General features: G+C 72.5%; 12 protein-coding genes. 7 read left to right on the top strand and 5 right to left on the bottom strand.

Features of this window, described 5'->3' with window-relative positions; genetic code table 11:
- Positions 1-50 precede the first annotated feature (50 nt).
- Positions 51-1,190, top strand: a complete 1,140-nt coding sequence (gene sepH / locus HL663_RS11970) for a septation protein SepH (protein ID WP_173028597.1) — start codon at positions 51-53, stop codon at positions 1,188-1,190.
- Between the two features lie 309 nt (positions 1,191-1,499).
- Here the strand turns inward: sepH and HL663_RS11965 are convergent, their stop codons facing one another.
- The 4 genes from HL663_RS11965 to HL663_RS11950 are packed head-to-tail and all read right to left on the bottom strand — an operon-like array spanning position 1,500 to position 6,629.
- Positions 1,500-2,177, bottom strand: coding sequence for a thymidine kinase (locus HL663_RS11965; RefSeq protein ID WP_173028596.1), 678 nt, complete (start codon positions 2,175-2,177; stop codon positions 1,500-1,502).
- Positions 2,178-2,188: 11 nt separating this feature from the next.
- Complete coding sequence (locus HL663_RS11960; RefSeq protein WP_173028595.1) at positions 2,189-3,322, bottom strand: alkaline phosphatase family protein; 1,134 nt, start codon at positions 3,320-3,322, stop codon at positions 2,189-2,191.
- Between the two features lie 3 nt (positions 3,323-3,325).
- Positions 3,326-3,916 carry a DUF5998 family protein gene (locus HL663_RS11955; protein WP_173028594.1) on the bottom strand — a complete coding sequence of 197 codons (591 nt, stop codon included), beginning with the start codon at positions 3,914-3,916 and terminating at the stop codon, positions 3,326-3,328.
- 49 nt (positions 3,917-3,965) lie between these two features.
- The gene (locus HL663_RS11950; RefSeq protein ID WP_173028593.1) at positions 3,966-6,629 is read right to left on the bottom strand and encodes a bifunctional acetate--CoA ligase family protein/GNAT family N-acetyltransferase; all 2,664 of its coding nucleotides are present in this window, start codon (positions 6,627-6,629) and stop codon (positions 3,966-3,968) included.
- A gap of 54 nt (positions 6,630-6,683) precedes the next feature.
- On the opposite strand from HL663_RS11950, the gene HL663_RS11945 reads away from it, so the two are divergent.
- From HL663_RS11945 to HL663_RS11920, 6 genes are all read left to right on the top strand, one after another.
- Positions 6,684-7,289, top strand: a complete 606-nt coding sequence (locus HL663_RS11945) for a nitroreductase family protein (protein WP_173028592.1) — start codon at positions 6,684-6,686, stop codon at positions 7,287-7,289.
- Positions 7,290-7,384: 95 nt separating this feature from the next.
- Positions 7,385-9,829, top strand: a complete 2,445-nt coding sequence (locus tag HL663_RS11940) for a DNA gyrase/topoisomerase IV subunit A (protein WP_173028591.1) — start codon at positions 7,385-7,387, stop codon at positions 9,827-9,829.
- Positions 9,830-10,000: 171 nt separating this feature from the next.
- The gene (locus tag HL663_RS11935; RefSeq protein WP_173028590.1) at positions 10,001-11,374 is read left to right on the top strand and encodes an ABC transporter substrate-binding protein; all 1,374 of its coding nucleotides are present in this window, start codon (positions 10,001-10,003) and stop codon (positions 11,372-11,374) included.
- Positions 11,375-11,464: 90 nt separating this feature from the next.
- The gene (locus tag HL663_RS11930) at positions 11,465-12,484 is read left to right on the top strand and encodes a carbohydrate ABC transporter permease (protein WP_173028589.1); all 1,020 of its coding nucleotides are present in this window, start codon (positions 11,465-11,467) and stop codon (positions 12,482-12,484) included.
- Positions 12,485-12,487: 3 nt separating this feature from the next.
- A complete protein-coding gene (locus HL663_RS11925) occupies positions 12,488-13,438 on the top strand; it encodes a carbohydrate ABC transporter permease (RefSeq protein WP_173028588.1) in 951 nt (316 codons plus the stop codon).
- Between the two features lie 73 nt (positions 13,439-13,511).
- On the top strand, positions 13,512-14,480 hold the full coding sequence (locus HL663_RS11920) for a LacI family DNA-binding transcriptional regulator (protein ID WP_286175583.1): 969 nt from the start codon (positions 13,512-13,514) through the stop codon (positions 14,478-14,480).
- On the opposite strand, the gene HL663_RS11915 is transcribed toward HL663_RS11920, so the two are convergent.
- Entirely contained in the window at positions 14,473-15,918 is a 1,446-nt protein-coding gene (locus HL663_RS11915; protein ID WP_286175582.1) for an APC family permease, read from the bottom strand. The two genes, HL663_RS11920 and HL663_RS11915, sit on opposite strands and share 8 nt — an antisense overlap.
- Positions 15,919-16,042: the final 124 nt, after the last annotated feature.

The raw sequence follows: 16,042 nt of genomic DNA, 5'->3' as shown, positions 1-16,042 counted from the left end.
CGCGAGGGTGGCATCGTCATCCCCACGACCAGCGACCCGGGAGTACGGACATGCAGGACCTTCGCCTCATCGGCGTCCACGAGGACGGTCAGCACCTCCTGCTCGCGGACGCCGAGGGTGGCCGGTTCCGGCTGCCGCTCGACGAGCCGCTGCGCGCCGCCGCCCGGCGCGACCGCCCCCGCCTCGGCCAGCTCCAGATCGAGATGTCCGGCGGCATGCGCCCGCGCGAGGTGCAGGCCCTCATCCGTCGGGGACTGTCGGCGCAGGAGGTCGCCGAGCGCTCCGGCTGGCCGGTCGAGAAGGTCCACCGCTTCGAGGGGCCGATCCTCGCCGAGCGCGAGCACGTCGCCCGTGTCGCCCGCCGCTGCGCCGTCGGCACCCGCGGCCCGGCCCCGGTCACCCTCGAGGACCGCGTCGCCGAGCGGCTGCGCGACCGCGACGTCGACCGCGACGCCGTCGAGTGGGACTCCGCCCGTGACGACGAGGGCGTCTGGCAGGTGTCGATGGTCTTCGGCGCCGGCGGTCGCCAGCGCACCGCCACCTGGCTCTACGAGCCGCTCGGCGGCTCGGTCACCCCGACGAACGACGAGGCCCGCTGGCTGAGCGAGGACACCGTCTCGGGCCTGGTGCCCACGCCGCACCGCGCCCCGACCCCGGGCGACCTCGACGTCTACGACGTCGACGCCGACGGCGGCATCGAGCGGTCCGGTGGCTCGTCGGCGCCGCGGGCCCGCGAGGCCCACGAGCCGATCGACCTCATGGCCGCGATGCGCGAGCACAGCGCGCGTGGTCGTCGTTCCAAGCGGCGCACCTCCCCCACGGCCACCCCCGGCGAGGACGACGCCCGCCCCGACGCGCTCCCCATCGAGGAGCTCGCCCTCGACCCGGTGCTCGCGCCGCCGCCGCCCGCGGCCCGCGCCCGCAAGCCGGTCCAGGAGCACCTCGAGGAGCCGACCGCGTCGAGCGAGGTCGTCGGCGGCTTCCCCGAGGACGACGCCCGCGAGGAGGCCGAGGCCGCGGAGGCGGAGCGCGCCGTCCGCGAGGCTCCCGTGACCCCGCCCGCGCCGCCCGCCGCTCCGCCGGAGCGCCCGGCCGCCTCGGCCCGCCCGTCCTCCGGCCGCAAGGGTCGTCCGAGCGTCCCCAGCTGGGACGACATCGTCTTCGGCACCAAGGGCTCCGGCCCCAGCTGACGCTGCGCCTCGTCCCGCCACCCACGGGCGGTTCGAGGTGAAGGAGGACCCTCTCGCGGTCGGGTTTCACCTCGTCCCGCCACCCACGGGGTGGTTCGAGGTGAAGAGGGACCCTCTCGCGGTCGCGTTTCACCTCGACCGGTGGGTCCGAGGTGCTGCGACGGGGTCGAGGTATCCGGCCGTTCCCTGGCACCGGCGAGATACCTCGACCGGATGCTGACGTCGCCGGGTCGAGGTGAAGAGGGACCCTCTCGCGGTCGCGTTTCACCTCGACCCGGGGATTCCTCGACGCGTCGAGGGGCCGATGGGTCAGGCCGGGGGCGGGACCGGGCAGGCGTCGAGGTCGAACGGCAGCACGTCCGGCGTCGGGGAGGCCTGGCGTGCGGCGTGGCTGTTCATCCGCCGCATGTGGTGGCGCCGGCAGAGCACCTCGTACTCGACGAGGCCCTCGCTCGCGGTCGCGGTGTCGCCGACGACGACCTGCGCCCCCTCGACGACCATGACGCCGTCGACGATGCGCGCGTTGTGCGTGGCCCGGCGGCCGCACCAGCACAGGGCCTCGACCTGGAGGACCTCGACGCGGTCGGCGAGCTCGATGAAGCGGCGCGACCCGGGGAAGAGCTCGGTGCGGAAGTCGGCGGTGATGCCGAACGCCGTGACGGAGATGCCGAGCTCGTCGACGAGCCGGGCCAGCTGCTCGACCTGCCGGGGCGTGTAGAACTGCGCCTCGTCGCAGATGACGTAGTCGACCCGGGCGCCGACGGTCAGGCGCTCGACGACGACGTCCCAGAAGTCGAGGTCGTCACCGACCTCGACGGCGCTCGTCTCGAGCCCGAGGCGCGAGGAGAGGACCGACTCCCCCGCCCGGTCCAGCTTCGTGAAGATGATGCCCTGCCGGTCGCGGGCGCGCTGGTTGTGGTCGATCTGCAGGGCAAGGGTCGACTTGCCGCAGTCCATCGTCCCCGAGAAGAACACCAGATCCGCCACGGGCGAACACCCTAGGCGACGCGGGCCGGGGCGTGGACCACCGGCACGTCGAGCTCCTCGGCGGTCAGGGCGCCGTGCATCCCCGCGAGGGCGAGGAGCTGCGGGCGCATCCGGGAGGAGTCGACGAGGCAGAAGTCGTCGTGCGCGACGACGACGAGGTCGCCGATGCGCGGCAGGTGCGCCGGGTCGACCGGCCCGAACCAGCCGGCGGCCACGGCGTCGGCGCGGTGGACCACGCTCGCGCGCCCGCCGAGCCACGCCGACCAGGCGGCGGCGACGTCGTCGGCGGCTCCGGGACGGCAGTAGACGTGCGTGGCCCGCGGCTCCCCGCCGAGCAGGTGCACCCCGTCGAGCATCGCGGGCTCGTGGGCGACGTCGAGGCGGTTCTCCTGCGGGCAGAGCACCATCCCGTGGTCCGCGGTGACGGTGAGCGAGGCGTCGCCGGGCAGGCCGGCGGCCAGGCGCGCGAGCTCGCGGTCGACGGCCTCGAGCTCCTCGGTCCACTCGAAGGACTCCGGGCCGTGGACGTGGCCGAGCTTGTCGACCTCGCCCCAGTAGAGGTAGACGAGCGAGCGGGGCGAGGAGCGGACGGCCTGGAGCGCGACGTCGACGCGGGCCGCGAGCGCGTCGGCGGCGCGGAACCTGCCGCCGCGCAGGGCCGCCCGGGTCAGGCCGGAGCCGTCGAAGAACCCCGGGCCGATGCGCGTGACGGCGACCCCGTCGGCCTGCGCCCGCTCGAACCACGTCGGCAGGCTCTGCCAGCGCTCGGGGACGGGACCGTCCTCCCAGGACAGCTCGTTGAAGACGCGGTCCTCCCCCGGCACCATCACCTCGTAGCCGAGCATCCCGTGCGCCCCCGAGGGCGAGCCGGTGCCGAAGGTGCCCATCGACGTCGCCGTCGTCGAGGGGAAGCCGGCCGGCACCCGGCGGGTCGAGCCGGCGAGCGAGCGCAACCAGGGCGCGTGGCCGAGGCGGCGCGAGAGCTGCGCGGCGCCGAGGCCGTCGACGAGGACGACGACGGCGCGGCGGGCCGGCGCGAGCCCGAGGGCGCCGACGGCGCCGGGGACGCCGAGCGACGCGCAGATGCTCGGGAGGACGTCGGCGAGGCTGCCGGAGGCGTAGTCGGGTGCGGCGGGGAGGGGCACGCGTCAGCGCTGCCCGATGGCGCCGGACAGCTCGCGCGCGAACGCCAGCGCCCGCTGCAGCTTGTCGTCGCCGTCGGCCGCGGCCGAGATGCGCAGCGCGATGTCGTCGCCGGTGATCGTGCCCTCGTAGCCGTGGTCGGCGTCGCAGTCGGGGTCGCTGCACGTGGCCGGGACCATGTCGACGCGCGCGACGGTGCCCCAGCCGAGGGTGAGCGTCACCTCGCGGCCGAGCGTGCCGGGCACGTAGGACTCGGGCTTCTCGACGACGTGGGTGAGCATGACGCCCTTGACCGCCGAGAGCGGGATCGACTCGGTCGTCGCGGTCGCGACCTCCTGCGGCGCCGGCGGCTCGTCGGCGTGGTCGTCGGCGTGCGCGATGAGCAGCCGGGTCGGGGTGAGGACCAGCACGGTGATGTGGCGCCGGACGACGTCGCGGTCGAAGGTCGTCTCGAGGTGCACGAGGTGGTTGTCGATGCGCTCGGTCCCCAGCGCCGCCGAGACGACGTCCGCGACGAGCGCCGGGAAGTACCCGGCGCGGTCGATCGAGGAGATGAGGTCCGCCGGGAGGGCGGGAGCGTGGTGGGCGCTGGTCATGGGGGCCATTGTGCCGCGCCCCGGCGACGGTCCCCGCCGACACCGCCGATCAGGTGAGCGAGCGGCGTCCGGGGTCGATCCGCCGGGGCGCCGGCGCGACGGAGATCTCGGCCCCGAGCACCTCGACCCCGCCGGGGTGCGCGTTGACCGGGTTGAGCACGAGGGAGGCGACCTCGGGCATGTCGTCGGCGAGCACCGAGATGCGCGCGATGAGGTCGGCGAGCGCGGCGCGGTGCACGGGCGTCTGCCCGCGGTAGCCGTGGAGGACCGGGGCGGCCTTGACCGACGAGATGAGCTCGGAGACGGTGACGTCGGTCAGGGGCGGGATGCGGTAGGCGACGTCGCCGAGAAGCTCGGTCGGCAGGCCGGCCACCGAGAAGCCGATGACCGGGCCGAAGAGCGGGTCCTCGTCCGACGAGACGACGCACGCCACGCCCTGGCTGGCCATCCGCTGGACGACGAAGCGGTCGGCCTGCAGCGGGGCGAGCCGCTCGCTGAGCGAGGCCCAGGCGGCGCGCAGCGAGCGCTCGCCGTCGAGGTCGACGCGCACGCCGCCCGAGCCGCCCTGGTGGCGGACCATCGGGGCGACGGACTTGAGGACGACCGGGTACCCGACCCGCTCGGCCGCGGCGACGGCGTCCTCGACGGACGCGACCTCCTGCTGGCCCCAGAGGTCGACGCCGTAGGCCGACAGGAGCGCGGTCGCCTCGTCGTGGGTGAGCCGGCGGCCGTTGGGGTGCACCGACAGGACGGTCTCGACGACGTCCTCGGCCACCCGCCGGTTGATGCCGACCGGCGCGACGGGGGTGCCGTGCTCGCGGGCCCGCCACTGCCCGTAGCGGGTCGCGGCCGCGAGCGCGCGCACGGCGTCCTCGGGCATCGCGTAGACGGGGATGGCGCGGCTCTCGCCGCCGGTGCCCGTCACCGAGCCGCGGTCGTCGACGCCGCGCAGCCCGAGGAAGGTCGCGACGCACGGCTTGTCGGAGTCGGCGGCCGCGGCCCGCACGGCGGCGGCGACGTCGGCGTCGCCGGTCGCGAGCGGCGGGATGAAGCACGAGACGACCGAGTCGACCCCGGGGTCCTCGAAGGCGCGGCGCAGGGCGGCGTGGAAGTCCTCGGCCGAGGCCTCGCTCGGCAGGCTGACCGGGCCGTGCGCGACCGTCAGCCCCCAGCTGGCGCAGGCGTCGCCGGTCAGCGCCCCGAGCGCGGCGGAGTTGCCGACGACGGCCACCCGGTCGCCCGCGGGCAGCGGCTGGTGGACGACGAGCTGGCCGACGTCGAAGAGCTGGTGGACGTTCTCGACGCGGATGACGCCGGCCTGGTTGAGCATCGCCCGGAAGACCTCGGGGCGGGCCTTGGTCTCGCGCACCTCGTGCCCCGGCGGCACCCCGAAGCGCGAGACGCCCGACTTGACGACGATGACCGGCTTGATCCGCGCGAGCTTGCGCGCGATCCGCGAGAACTTGCGCGGGTTGCCCATCGACTCCAGGTAGAGGCCGACCGCGTCGGTCGAGGCGTCGTCGATCCAGTACTGCATGAAGTCGTTGCCGGACACGTCCGCCCGGTTGCCGGCCGAGCCGAAGGTCGAGATGCCCAGGTTGCGCCGGGCGGCCGACGCGAGCACCGCGATGCCGAGCGCCCCCGACTGCGCGAACAGCCCGAGCCGGCCCGGCGGCGGAAGGGTCGGGGCGAGCGTGGCGTTGAGCCGCACCCCGGGGTCGTTGTTGATGATGCCGAACGAGTTCGGCCCGATGACGCGCATCCCGGCCCCGCGGGCCCGCCGGACGAGCTCGGCCTGCCGCGCGGCGCCCTCCGGCCCGTCCTCGGCGAAGCCCGCGGAGACGACGAGCAGCGCCTTGACCCCGACCTCGGCGCAGTCGTCGACGACGTCGAGGACCGCCTCGGCGGGCACGGCGATGATCGCGAGGTCGACCGTCCCCGGCACGTCGCGCACCGTGGGGTAGCAGGTGAGCCGGCGCACCTTCTTCGAGCTGGGGTTGACCGGCACGACGCGCCCCGCGAACCCCGACTCCAGGAGCCGGTCGAGCAGCTGCCCGCCGAAGGTGTCGGTGCGCCGGCTCGCGCCGACGACGGCGATGGTGTCGGGGGTGAGGACCGAGCGCAGGCTCTGGGCCTCGGCGCGGTGCTCTCGGCTCATCTCGACCGCGCGCGAGCGGTCGGTCGGCTCGATGTCGAAGCCGACCTCGACGACGCCGTCCTCGACCCGCCGCGCGACCTCGTACCCCGCGTCGGAGAAGACGGCGAGCATCTTGCGGTTCTGCGGGAGGACCTCGGCGGTGAACCGGGCGATGCCGACGTCGCGGGCGATGGCCGCGAGGTGCTCGAGCAGCACCGACCCGATGCCCTTGCCCTGGTAGTGGTCGCTGATGTTGAAGGCGACCTCGGCGCTGCGGGCGTCGAGCCGGTCGAAGCGCCCGACGCCGATGATCTCCTCGCGCATCGTCACGACGAGCGCGACGCGGTCGGTGTAGTCGACGTGGGTGAACCGGTGCACGTCGGCGTCCGAGAGCCGGCGCAGCGGCGCGAAGAAGCGCAGGTAGATCGACTCGTCGGACTGCGCGTTGTGGAAGCGGCGCAGGGCATCGCCGTCGGCGGGGCGGATCGGGCGGACGCTGGCCACCGTGCCGTCGCGGAGCACCACGTCGGCCTCCCACGCGATGGGGTAGCCCGGGGGGAGCGTCTCCTCCGCCATGCCGCCCATCCTGCCACCCCCGGGTGACGGACGCGTGACGGGCACACTGTCCGCGTGGAGCTCGACGAGGCCGTCCGACGACGGCGCATGGTCCGACGGTTCGACCCCGACGCGCCGGTGCCCGAGGAGGTCGTGCGCGACCTCGTGGCGCTCGCCGTCCGCGCCCCGAGCGCCGGCTTCAGCCAGGGCTGGGACTTCGTGGCGCTGCTGGACGCGGCCGACCGCGAGCGCTACTGGGCCGCCGCGTCGGGACCGGGTGCCCCCGACGCCTGGCTGCGCGGCGTCTCGGCGGCCCCCGTCCTCCTGCTCTGCCTGTCCGACCCCGACGCCTACCTCGACCGCTACGCCGAGCCGGACAAGGGCTGGACCGACCGCGACCCCGCCCGCTGGCCGGTCCCCTACTGGGACACCGACACCGCGATGGCGGCGATGCTCGTGCTCCTCGGCGCCGTCGACCGCGGGCTGGGGGCGCTGTTCTTCGGGGTCCCCGCCGCCCGGCACGAGGCCGTGCTCGAGGCCTTCGACGTGCCCGCCGGGCGCCGCCTCGTCGGCGTGCTGGCCCTCGGCCACGAGGCCGAGCGGGTGTCCGGCTCGGCCCGCACGCGCCGGCGCCGCGGGGTCGACGAGGTGCTGCACCGGGGCCGGTTCGGAGTGTCGTGACGACCCCGACGGTGGCGTTTGTGAGGATGGAGGTGACTCCTGCCGGGGCGTGACTCCCCCGGCCCCCGCACGAGCACGAGGACGGCCGCCACCCCATGGCCAAGCGCACCACCACCCCGCCTCCCCCCGAGGACGCCCTCGGCAAGGTCGTCGACATCGACGTCGAGGAGGAGATGCGCAGCGCGTTCCTCGAGTACTCCTACAGCGTCATCTACAGCCGGGCGCTGCCCGACGCCCGCGACGGGCTCAAGCCGGTCCAGCGCCGCATCCTCTACGGGATGTCCGAGCTCGGCCTGCGCCCGGACCGCCCGCACGTCAAGTCCTCCCGCGTCGTCGGCGAGGTCATGGGCAAGTACCACCCGCACGGCGACCAGGCGATCTACGACGCCCTCGTGCGCCTGGCCCAGCCGTGGACGATGCGCCTGCCGCTCGTCGACGGCCACGGCAACTTCGGCTCCCTCGACGACGGCCCGGCCGCCTCCCGCTACACCGAGGCCCGGATGGCCCCCGCAGCGCTGCTCATGGTCACGAGCCTCGACGAGGAGACCGTCGACTTCGTCCCCAACTACGACGACTCCCTCCTCCAGCCCGGCGTCCTGCCGGCCGCCTACCCGAACCTGCTCGTCAACGGCACGAGCGGCATCGCCGTCGGGATGGCGACGAACATGGCGCCGCACAACCTCGTCGAGGTCGTCGGCGCCGCCCGGCACCTGCTCGACCACCCCGACTGCTCCCTCGACGACCTCATGAAGTTCGTCCCCGGCCCCGACCTGCCCGGCGGCGGCCGCATCGTCGGGCTCGACGGCATCCGCGACGCGTACCTCACCGGCCGCGGCAAGTTCCTCACCCGCGCCAGCGCCCGCGTCGAGAAGCTCACCCCCCGCCGGATGGGCATCGTCGTCACCGAGCTGCCCTACCTCGTCGGCCCCGAGAAGGTCATCGAGCGGGTCAAGGTCCTCGTCCAGGCCAAGAAGCTCCAGGGCATCTCCGACGTCAAGGACCTCACCGACCGCAAGAACGGCCTGCGCCTGGTCTTCGAGGTCAAGAACGGGTTCAACCCCGAGGCCGTCCTCGAGCAGCTCTACAAGCACACGCCGATGGAGGACTCCTTCGGCATCAACAACGTCGCGCTCGTCGACGGCCAGCCGCAGACCCTCGGGCTCAAGGAGCTGCTGCGCGTCTACGTGCAGTTCCGCACCGACGTCGTGCGCCGGCGCACCGAGTACCGCCTCGGCAAGCGCAGGGACCGCCTGCACCTCGTCGAGGGCCTGCTCGTCGCGATCCTCGACATCGACGAGGTCATCCAGCTGATCCGCGCCAGCGACGACGCCTCCGCCGCGCGCGCCCGCCTCATCGACGTCTTCGACCTCTCCGAGGTCCAGGCCGAGTACATCCTCGAGCTCCAGCTGCGTCGGCTCACGAAGTTCTCGCGCATCGAGCTCGAGGCCGAGCGCGACGAGCTGAAGCGCCTCATCGAGGAGCTCGAGGCCATCCTCGGCGACGAGAAGCTGCTGCGCCGCACCGTCTCCGGCGAGCTCGCCGACGTGGCCAAGGCCCACGGCACCCCCCGCCGCACCGTGCTCCTGGAGTCGGCCGGTACGCCCGTCACGCAGACCACGCCGCTCGAGGTCAGCGACGACCCGTGCTGGGTGCTGCTCTCCTCGACCGGTCTGCTCGCCCGCACCTCGACCGCGGAGCCGATCCCCGCCGACGGTCCCCGCGCCAAGCACGACGCGATCATCGGCGCCGTGCGCACCACCGCGAGAGGCGAGTTCGCGCTCGTCACCTCCCGCGGCCGGATGGTCCGGATGTCCGCCCTCGAGCTGCCGGCGCTGCCGCCGCTCGGTGGCTCCCCCAGCCTCTCGGGCGGTGCGCCGCTGGCGGTCTACGTCGACCTGCCGCGCGGCGAGGAGCCGCTGACCATCGTCTCGCTCGACCCCTCCGGCCCGGGGCTCGCGCTCGGCACGGCACAGGGCGTCGTCAAGCGGGTCGTGCCCGAGTACCCGAAGAGCCCCGACTGGGAGGTCGTCTCGCTCAAGGACGGCGACTCCGTCGTCGGGGCGGTCGAGCTGCGCGACGGCGCCGAGGACCTCGTCTTCGTCTCGAGCGACGCCCAGCTGCTGCGCTTCCCGGCCGCCTCGGTCCGCCCGCAGGGTCGCGCCGCCGGCGGTATGGCGGGGATCCGCCTCTCCCCCAAGGCTTCCGCCGTGTTCTTCGGAGCCATCGACCCCGCCGCCGAGAACGTCGTCGTCACCTCCTCCGGGTCGTCCGACGCGCTGCCCGGCACCCAGGGCGGCTCGATGAAGGTCGCGCCGTACACGGAGTACCCGGCCAAGGGGCGGGCGACCGGAGGCGTCCGTGCGCACCGGTTCCTGCGCGGCGAGGACGCGCTCGTCCTCGCATGGGTCGGGGCCCTGCCGGCCCGCGCCTCCGGGGCCGGCGGCGTCGCCCTCGAGCTGCCCGCGGCGACGGGCAAGCGCGACGGCTCCGGCACGCCGCACGCCGCGGTCGTCGCGGGCATCGGCGCGCCCGTCCGCTGACCCGAGCGGCCGCGGGATCGCCACCCGGGCGGCGGCCGTGTTACGTAATCGTTACCGCACACGCTCCACAGGCCGTTGACCCGCATGTGTAAACGCTTTTACGTTACTCCCGGTTCCCCTCACCGCCGAGGCATCCCGCCTCGGTGCGACCCAGTGAAATGGAGGCGGGCAATGGCCCTCATCTCGACGCGCCGCGCCCTGGCGTTCTCCGGAGTCCTGGCGGTGGCCCTCAGCGCCACGGCCTGCGGCTCCGGTGACTCCGGCGGTTCCGGCGACACCGCGAGCAGCGGTGGCACCAGCAGCATCGACTGCGCGCCCTACACGGCGTTCGGCGACCTCAAGGGCAAGACGGTCTCCGTCTACACCTCGATCACCGCGCCCGAGGACGGGCCGCACATCGCCTCCTACAAGCCGTTCGAGGAGTGCACCGGCGTCACCATCAAGTACGAAGGCTCCAAGGAGTTCGAGGCGCAGCTCCCGGTCCGCGTCAAGGGCGGCAACGCCCCCGACATCGCGTACCTGCCGCAGCCCGGCCTGCTCCAGACGATGGTCGCCACCGGCGCCGTGAAGCCGGCCCCGGCCGAGGTCACCGCCAACGTCGACAAGAACATGCCCGACTTCAAGGAGTACGGCACCGTCGACGGCACGTTCTACGCCGCCGCCCTCGGCGCCAACGTCAAGTCCTTCGTCTGGTACTCCCCCTCGGCCTTCGCCGACAAGGGCTACCAGATCCCGACGACCTGGGACGAGCTCCTCGCCCTGACCGACAAGATCGCCAAGGACAACCCGGACGCCAAGCCGTGGTGCGCGGGCATCGAGTCCGGCGACGCCACCGGCTGGCCGGCGACGGACTGGGTCGAGGACGTCATGCTCCGCACGGCGGGTGCGGAGACCTACGACAAGTGGGTCAAGCACGAGATCCCCTTCAACGACCCGTCGGTCGCCACCGCCCTCGCCGAGGTCGGCAAGATCCTCAAGAACCCGGCCTACGTCAACGGCGGCTTCGGTGACGTCAAGACGATCGCCTCCACGTCCTTCCAGGACGCGGGCCAGCCGATCCTCGACGGCTCCTGCTACATGCACCGTCAGGCCTCGTTCTACGCGGCCAACTGGCCCGAGGGCACCAAGGTCGCCGAGGACGGCGACGTCTGGGCCTTCTACCTGCCGTCGAAGACCGCGGAGGACCGCCCGGTCCTCGGTGGTGGCGAGTTCGTCGCCGCCTTCGCCGACCGTCCCGAGGTCAAGGCCTTCCAGACCTACCTCTCCTCGGTCGAGTGGGCCAACGAGCGGGCCAAGACCTGCGGCTCCGGTGGCTGTGTCACCGCCAACAAGAACGCCGACGCCTCGCTGCTGAAGAACCCGGTCGACAAGCTGTCGGCCGAGCAGCTGACCGACGCGAACGCCACCTTCCGCTTCGACGGCTCCGACCTCATGCCGGGCGCCGTGGGTGCGGGCACGTTCTGGAAGGGCATGACCGACTGGATCACCGGCAAGGACGACGCGTCCACGCTGGACTACATCGAGCAGTCCTGGCCGAAGTCCTGACCTGAGCACAGGTCCACGAGCCGGGGTGGGGTGGGCGTACCCACCCCACCCCGGCTCCCCCTGTCCGAGCCACCCCGAAAGGCGGTCGTGATGGTGTCCAGCGTGCTGCAGGCCCTCCCGGTCGGAATCCTCCCCGAGCCCCTCCTGCGTGCCGAGAGCACCGGCGGCAAGTTCCTCCTCATGGCCTTCGCGGTCCTGCTGTTCGCCGCGATCTTCGGCCTCGTCCTCTTCCTCGCCTCGCTCTTCAAGGGCCGCGAGGGAGAGAAGGTCCAGGGCTTCCTCTTCGCCCTCCCCGCGATCTTCCTGCTCGCCGTCGGCCTGCTCTACCCGGCCATCCTCACGATCATCCAGTCGCTGCGCGGCCGCTCCGGCGAGGCCGGCTTCACGCTCGACAACTACGTGCAGATGTTCACCCAGCCCGAGCTGCTGACGGTGCTGCGCAACACCGCCCTCTGGGTGGTCCTCGTCCCGTTCCTCGCGACCGCGATCGGCCTGCTGTACGCGATCCTCATCGACCGCGCCCGCGGCGAGGCCTTCGCCAAGGCCCTGATCTTCCTGCCGATGGCCATCTCGATGGTCGGCGCCGGCATCATCTGGAAGTTCGTCTACCAGTACAAGCAGACCGAGCGGCCGCAGATCGGCCTGCTCAACGGCGTCCTCAAGGCGCTGGGCTTCGAGACCCAGCAGTTCCTCCTCGACGCCCCGGTCAACACGCTCATGCTCATCATCGTCATGGTCTGGATCCAGGCCGGGTTCGCGATGACCGTCCTCTCCGCCGCCATCAAGGCCATCCCCGACGACATCATCGAGGCCGCGCGCCTCGACGGCGTCTCGGGCTTCCGGATGTTCCGCTTCATCACGCTGCCGAGCATCCGCTCCGCCCTCGTCGTCGTCCTCACGACGATCGGCATCGGCACGCTCAAGGTCTTCGACATCGTCCGGACCATGACGGCCGGCCAGTTCGACACCTCGGTCGTCGCCAACGAGTTCTACAACCAGAGCTTCCGCTACAACGCCCCCGGTCTCGGGGCCGCGCTCGCGGTGCTGCTCTTCATCCTCGTCGTCCCGATCGTCACCTACAACATCGTGCAGATGCGGAAGGAGGCCTGAGTCGTGAGCACCCTCCAGCCCGCCGCCACGCCAGAGTCCGTCACCACCGAGAGCGGCGTCACCGTCACCGGCAAGCGCCGCAAGAAGTCGGCCGCCGGCAACGCCGCCAAGGCGATCACCTCGCCCTGGGCCTCCCTCGTCGCCGTCGTCATCGCGGTCCTGTGGACCCTGCCGACGATCGGCCTGTTCGTCACCTCGTTCCGCCGGCAGATCGACATCCAGCGCACCGGCTGGTGGACCGCCTTCAGCAACCCGGGTGACTTCACGCTCGAGAACTACCGCCAGGCGCTCGCGCCGAGCAGCACCTCGAGCTTCAGCCAGTACTTCATCAACACGATCGTCATCACCGTCCCCGCGGTGCTCCTGCCGATCTTCCTCGCCTCGCTCGCGGCGTACGCCTTCGCGTGGATGCCGTTCCCGGGCCGGGACTTCCTGTTCGTCGCCGTCTTCGCGCTGCAGATCGTGCCCCTGCAGGTCGCGCTCATCCCGCTGCTCGACATCTACGTCAACAAGCTCGGGTTCGGTGCGTCCTACTGGAGCGTGTGGTTGTCGCACACGATCTTCGCGCTACCGCTCGCGACGTTCCTCATCCACAACTTCATGAAGGAGCTGCCCGGCGAGCTCATGGAGGCCGCCCGGGTCGACGGTGCGGGGCACGTGACGATCTTCTTCAAGATCCTCCTGCCGCTGCTCACCCCGGCCCTCGCGGCGTTCGGCATCTTCCAGTTCCTCTGGGTCTGGAACGACCTGCTCGTCTCGCTCGTGTTCCTCGGTGGCACACCGGACGTCGCCCCGGTGACCGTCCGCGTCGCCGAGCTCTCGGGCTCGCGCGGCAGCGCCTGGTACATCCTCTCGGCCGGTGCGTTCATCTCGATGGTCGTCCCCGTCGCGGTGTTCCTCGCCCTCCAGCGCTTCTTCGTCCGCGGCCTGCTCGCGGGCGGGCTCAAGGGCTGAGCGGCGCCGAGCACCGGGAAGAGGTGTCGACATCAGCACCATCACGGACGTCGCGCGGGCGGCCGGGGTCTCCGTGGCCACGGTCTCCCGCGCGCTCCGGGGCCTGGACCGGGTCTCCCCCGAGACCCGGCAACGGGTCCTCGAGGTCGCCGAGGAGCTGCACTACGTCGCGTCGCCGACGGCGACGTCCCTCGCCTCCGGGCGGACCAGGGTCGTCGCCGTCGTCGCGCCGTTCCTCACCCGCTGGTTCTTCGCGACCCTCGTCAGCGCCATCGAGAAGGAGCTGCGCTCGCACGGGCACCACGCGATCCTCTTCGACCTCGAGGACGACAGCTACGACCAGCGCCTGCCGCTGACGCAGAACATGCTCTGGAAGCGCGTCGACGGCGTCATCACCCTCAACGTGCCGATGGAGCCCGAGGAGGTCGAGCTCGTCGACCGGCTGGGCCTGCCGCTCGTGGCCATCGGCTCCGCGGTCCCCGGCCGCGCGTGCGTGCGCATCGACGACGGCGCGACGATGCGCACCGCCGTCGAGCACCTCATCTCGCTCGGGCACCGCCGGATCGGCTACATCGGCGACGTCCCCCGCAACGTCGCGCACGTCCAGACGCCGCAGGACCGCCTCACCGCGTTCCGCACGACGATGGCCGAGTCGGGCCTCGAGGTCGTCGAGGAGTGGATCCTCGGCTCGGACTGGACCGCGGAGGCCGCCGCCCGCGACAGCGCGGTCCTCCTCTCGCACCCGCAGCGCCCGACGGCGGTCGTCGCCGCCTCCGACGAGATGGCCATCGGCGTGCGCGAGAGCGCCCGCAAGGGCGGACTGCGCGTGCCGGAGGACCTCTCGGTCATCGGCATCGACGACTACGTGCTCTCGGGCGTCCTCGGCCTGACGACCGTCCGCCAGGACGTCGCCGCCCAGGGCCGCGAGGCCGCGGTGCTCCTCCTGCGCGCGCTGACCGGCGACGCGCCGGTGCTCGAGCAGGTCGTCATGCCGACCGAGCTCGTCGTGCGCGAGTCGACCGGGCCGGTCCCCCTCAGTTGACGGTGCCCTCGGACTCCGCGAGGTCCTCGGGGTCGCGCAGGTAGGTCTTCTTGCCGCGGATGGCGCGGTTGGCGAACCACGTGATCGCCCAGAGCACGACGCCGATCGCGAGCAGCCAGCCGGCGATCTGGTACTGCAGCCCGTCGCGCCCGGTCCACGGGCCGACGAAGAACGCGCACAGGACCGCCCCGATGACCGGCAGGACCGTCGGCGCGACGAAGTGCTTGCGGTCGATCCGGTCGCGGCGCAGGACGAGCACACAGACGTTGACGATCGTGAAGACCCCGAGCAGGAGCAGCGCGGTCGTCCCGCCGAGGGCCGAGATGACCTGGCCCTGCGCGTTCTGGGTCACGACGACGATGAGCCCGACGGCGACGGCGGTCGTGAAGAGGATGGCCGCCCACGGCGTCTGCCGACCGCGGTGCACCTTGCCGAGGAAGGGCGGCAGGACCTCCTGGCGGGCCATCCCGTAGAGCAGGCGGCTGGCCATGAGCATGTTGATGAGGGCCGAGTTGGCGACGGCGAACATCGAGATGAAGGGCAGGAGGGTCGAGATGGGGATGTCGGGGGCCGCGGTCTCGACGACCGTCACCAGCGGGGTGTCCCCGCTCGCCAGCTCGCCGACGGGGACGATCGCCACCGCGAAGAGCGCCACGAGGACGTAGATCGCGCCGGTGATGCCCAGGCCGGTCAGCATCATCTTCGGGAAGTTGCGGACCGGGTCCTTGGTCTCCTCGGCCATGTTGACCGAGTCCTCGAAGCCGACCATCGCGAAGAACGCGAGCGAGGTCGCGGCGGTGACGGCGAGGAAGGCGTTCTTGTCGCCGGGGCTGTCGAAGACGACCGTGCGGCTGAAGTCGGTGCGGCCGGCGAAGACGGCGTAGAAGCCGACCATGATGACGAGCAGCAGGCCGGAGAGCTCGACGCAGGTGAGGACGATGTTGGCCTTGACCGACTCCCCCACCCCGCGGAAGTTGACGAGCGCGACCAGCCCCATGAAGGCCAGCGCGATCGCCATGATGAGCGTCGCGTTGTCGGCGTCCAGCCCGAAGCCCTTGGCGAAGTTCGAGGCGAAGGCCCGTGAGGCGGTCGAGGCGCTCGTGATGCCGGAGCACATGACGGTGAAGGCGACGATGAACGTCACGAAGTGCAGCCCGAACGCCTTGTGCGTGTAGAGGGCCGCACCGGCCGCCTGCGGGTACTTCGTCACGAGCTCGAGGTAGGAGAACGCCGTGATCGTCGCGATGACGAACGCGACGAGGAAGGGCACCCACGCCGCGCCGCCGACCTCGGCCGCGACCTCACCGGTCAGCGCGTAGACGCCGGTGCCGAGGATGTCGCCGACGATGAACAGCAGGAGCAGCTTCGGCCCCATGACCCGCTTGAGCTCGGTGGGCTCCTCGCCCGCCACCCGGCCCTGCTCCACCTCGGTGCTCATCGTCGGTCCCCTCTGCGGGACGCCTCCGGTCCGGCGTCGGTGCGCCCACTCTGGCCCAGCCCGGGGGCCGCGGCAACAGGGCGCGCGGGCGCGAGGGGGCCGCGTCGAGGGTGGTGCGCGGCGG

The sequence above is a fragment of the Arthrobacter sp. NEB 688 genome, from assembly GCF_013201035.1.
Lineage (GTDB): Bacteria > Actinomycetota > Actinomycetes > Actinomycetales > Dermatophilaceae > Phycicoccus.
Note: the sequence above shows the minus strand (reverse complement) of the source record. Positions and strands in the feature narration are given on the sequence as shown.